Raw genomic sequence first — 3,208 nt, forward strand, 5'->3', positions numbered from 1 at the left:
AGTTCACTGCCAGAGTTTCGCTGGCATGATCAATCAGAATTCCGAGAGATCATGAAATTTATATATGTGCGATTGCTCTTAATCTGCGGTAATCGGCAATCCATTCATTACCGTTCCAAAGAGATTCTTTTGTTGAATCCTCGACTTTTTTAATGATTTCATTCTGCATCTTTTCCAGCATCATTTCTAAATCGGATGCAAAAAATTGCTTCATCCAATTAGCTAATCCTCTCTCGTTATCTTTTAGCGGTGTTGGTCTTGCATAATCGTACACTTTGTCAATCACAAAATCATTCTTCACCAACAAGTCCGCAAACCGTCCACTCGTTGAAAAATTAAATCTTGGCTTATATTCATATTCAAAATCGCGGCAAGCATCTATAAAGGCATTCTCAATGGTTGCAATATTGCCATTTGCGCCAAATTCACAAACCAACAATCCATTTGGCTTCAACACTTTATGGATTTGCTTTAACAAAGCGTCATAGTCAGCTATCCAATGGAAAACTGCATTCGAGAAAACCACATCGAACCGCTTCTCAAATGGCAAAGCAAGTGCATCACAAACCACAAATTGCATATTGGAATATTGCTTTTTCGCCTTTGCTATCATGCTTGCAGAGCTGTCAACACCAATAACTATATCTGCAAAATTCGATAGCTGTACAGTAAGCGTTCCCGTTCCACACCTCAAATCTAAAATACTTTGGTTTTTATTCTCAGGCACAAATTCTAAAAGTCCTTTTCCGTATTCGGCAACAAAGTCGTGCTTACTATCATATAATACAGCATTCCACTCGCTCATACATTTGCCTCCACAAATCCCGATTGAGATTTCACCTGTTTTAAGAAATTTAATAACTGTTATATTTTGTTATTAAATTCTCCGCAAACCATTGAAAACACTGGATTTGTCGCAGGTGAGCTTTCCCTTATTGTTTCCCTTGTGTTATATCGTCCCACCAGTGTTTACGAACTCTGATAAGGGCAAATACAAGGGCAAGAAAAATCTATAAAACAGTATAACACAAAATAAAAGTGACATGGTGAACTGATTGAAATGCTTCTGATTTTTGTAACAAATGATTGATTGAACGACAAGGAGATAAGATGCGATGAGAACGATACTTGCAGAATACAATCCACGCAGAAACAGCATTGATGTATATACCAGTGCAGGCTATATGCTTCGCATTGACTGTTGGGAAGCAGAAAAAAATTTAAAAACTACACCCGGATCAGACTGTGCATTAAACGCACTTGCTATTGATGAACCACTTGAGTATGCAAAATTATATCTTGATGGAAATTTGCAGATGTGGGTAGATGCCGAAGATTCTCTTGAATTATAATTAAAAACTGCGATAATCAAATGAATATAAATCAACTCTTGATTATCTTTTAGTTGTTCAGAACCTTTCAATTTTCGGTTATATAATCAGCCGTAACATTTGACAGCATATTTCTATTCTGCTCTGTATCTTCTGTATACACTGCTTTCACATCTAATGTTGAGCTTTCTGTATCACCCATACTAAACATCGGTGTACAAGGGGTACAAACGAGATAAAATAGAAATGAGGGGCGATAGAGCGGAAATGTCAGATTTTCCACTCTATCTGAACACAGTCGCTGGTGGCCTTGATCGTAGAGATCAAACCATCGGCGGCTTTTCTTTTGTCGTCAAAATCTATGCTGTCCCAGTTGTCGAGATAATAGGATAACTTCTTTATCTGCTGGGGCGATATGGTTTCAACGCTCAATTCAGCGATTGCCTTTGAAATGGTCTGGTGTCGGGTGTCCAGTTCTTCAATTTTTTTGTTGGCGTAGGCAAGCAAGGTCGCATTGGCTCCGGTCAGCGTATCCAGCAGCTTTTCAATTTCTGCCTCCACCTGTGCCAGCTCCACTTGATAGGTGGTCAGCTTCGGATTGACTTTTTCCTCCCTGCCGTGGAGTATCTGAAAGTCTTTGAACTTCTCCTGCATGGCCGAGAAAATGAATTGCTCAAATTCTTCTTTGCGGATTTTCCCGCAGCCCGGACAGCCTTTGTTTTCCGTCCGTTTGGTACAGCGGAAATAGCCGGTGCTGTTTGGTACATGGGTGGCTTTCAGAGCATACCCACAATGCCCGCATTTGATTTTTCCGGCCAGCCAAGTATTTTTCGGTTTCCGTCCCTGCTGGAAGGTGGTATTTGCCATAAGTTTTTTCCGGCATTTCAGCCATGTGTCAGAGGAAATGAGTGCTTCATGGGGAGCGATAACAAGTATCTGGTCTTTTAAGTACCTGTCCTTGTCCTCTTTCACATCCCGCCCCTGATAGAGATAGCAGCCGTTTGTTCCGGCAAAGTCAGAAGCGTCATTGACAATCGCTGCACCCTGACTCTTGAAAAATTCGTACAGCTCCAAATCGGCCTGTGCGTAAACGGGGTTTCTTAAAAGCTGGGAAAGAAAACTCCGAACCATTGACTTCTCGTAAATCTTGATACCTTGTTCCTCGAAGTATCGGGTAATATCTCCGAAGGAGGTTTCCGGTTCAGCGTACATTTCAAACATCAGCCGAACATGGTCGGCGGCTACGGGGTCGGCAACCATTTTCTTTGTGCGGATACCCTCTACCACAGTAGGCTCTAACTGATAACCGTATGGCGCCTGTCCGCTCATGTGAAAGCCTTTCAGGCACCGGGAATAGTAGGCGTCTGTGACACGCTTCTGAATTGTCTCACGTTCAAGCTGGGCGAATACAATGCAGATATTCAGCATGGCCCGGCCCATCGGGGTCGAAGTATCAAACTTTTCCGTGGAGGATACAAACTCCACATCGTACTCTTGAAACAGCTCCATCATCGTTGCAAAGTCCAGAATAGAGCGGCTTATACGGTCCAGTTTATACACGATGACCCGCCTGACCTTTCCCTTGCGGATCTCGCCCAACAGCTTTTGAAACTCCGGCCTGTCCGTATTTTTACCGGAATAGCCTTTGTCCTTGAATACCCGGCAGCTCCCACCTTTCAATTCATACTTGCAAAAGTCAATCTGACTTTCAATGCTGATACTGTCCTTGCGGTCTACTGACTGTCTTGCGTAAATACAATCTTCTCTGATAAATTCCATATTGGGCTCCTTTCCTTGTTGGAATGGAGCTACCAACCTTACAACTATATTATACCATCAGCAGCCCCGGACAACAATGTTGCGAATGATTAGGGAAA

3 protein-coding genes are annotated in these 3,208 nt (G+C 42.4%); 1 reads left to right on the plus strand and 2 read right to left on the minus strand.

Features of this window, described 5'->3' with window-relative positions; all coding sequences use genetic code 11:
* Positions 1 to 58 precede the first annotated feature (58 nt).
* Positions 59 to 805: a methyltransferase domain-containing protein gene (locus DWZ38_RS21130; RefSeq protein WP_117855270.1), complete on the minus strand. Its 747-nt coding sequence runs from the start codon at positions 803 to 805 to the stop codon at positions 59 to 61.
* Positions 806 to 1,115: 310 nt separating this feature from the next.
* Between DWZ38_RS21130 and DWZ38_RS21135 the strand changes: the two genes are divergently transcribed.
* A complete protein-coding gene (locus DWZ38_RS21135) occupies positions 1,116 to 1,352 on the plus strand; it encodes a DUF6061 family protein (RefSeq protein ID WP_117855273.1) in 237 nt (78 codons plus the stop codon).
* A 249-nt stretch (positions 1,353 to 1,601) separates the two neighbouring features.
* Here DWZ38_RS21135 and DWZ38_RS21140 read toward each other — a convergent pair whose 3' ends face one another.
* Positions 1,602 to 3,110 (minus strand): recombinase family protein, encoded by a 1,509-nt coding sequence (locus DWZ38_RS21140; protein ID WP_117855276.1) that lies wholly within the window; start codon positions 3,108 to 3,110, stop codon positions 1,602 to 1,604.
* Between the last annotated feature and the right edge of the window lie 98 nt (positions 3,111 to 3,208).

It is taken from the genome of Ruminococcus sp. AF31-8BH, assembly GCF_003460605.1.
GTDB classification, from domain to species: Bacteria; Bacillota; Clostridia; order Lachnospirales; family Lachnospiraceae; genus Blautia_A; species Blautia_A acetigignens.

Excerpts from the sequence above, each read along its gene's own strand:
- DWZ38_RS21140 (WP_117855276.1), bottom strand. The coding sequence starts at position 3,110 with ATGGAATTTATCAGAGAAGATTGTATTTACGCAAGACAGTCAGTAGAC.
- DWZ38_RS21135 (WP_117855273.1), top strand. The coding sequence starts at position 1,116 with ATGAGAACGATACTTGCAGAATACAATCCACGCAGAAACAGCATTGAT.
- DWZ38_RS21130 (WP_117855270.1), bottom strand. The coding sequence starts at position 805 with ATGAGCGAGTGGAATGCTGTATTATATGATAGTAAGCACGACTTTGTT.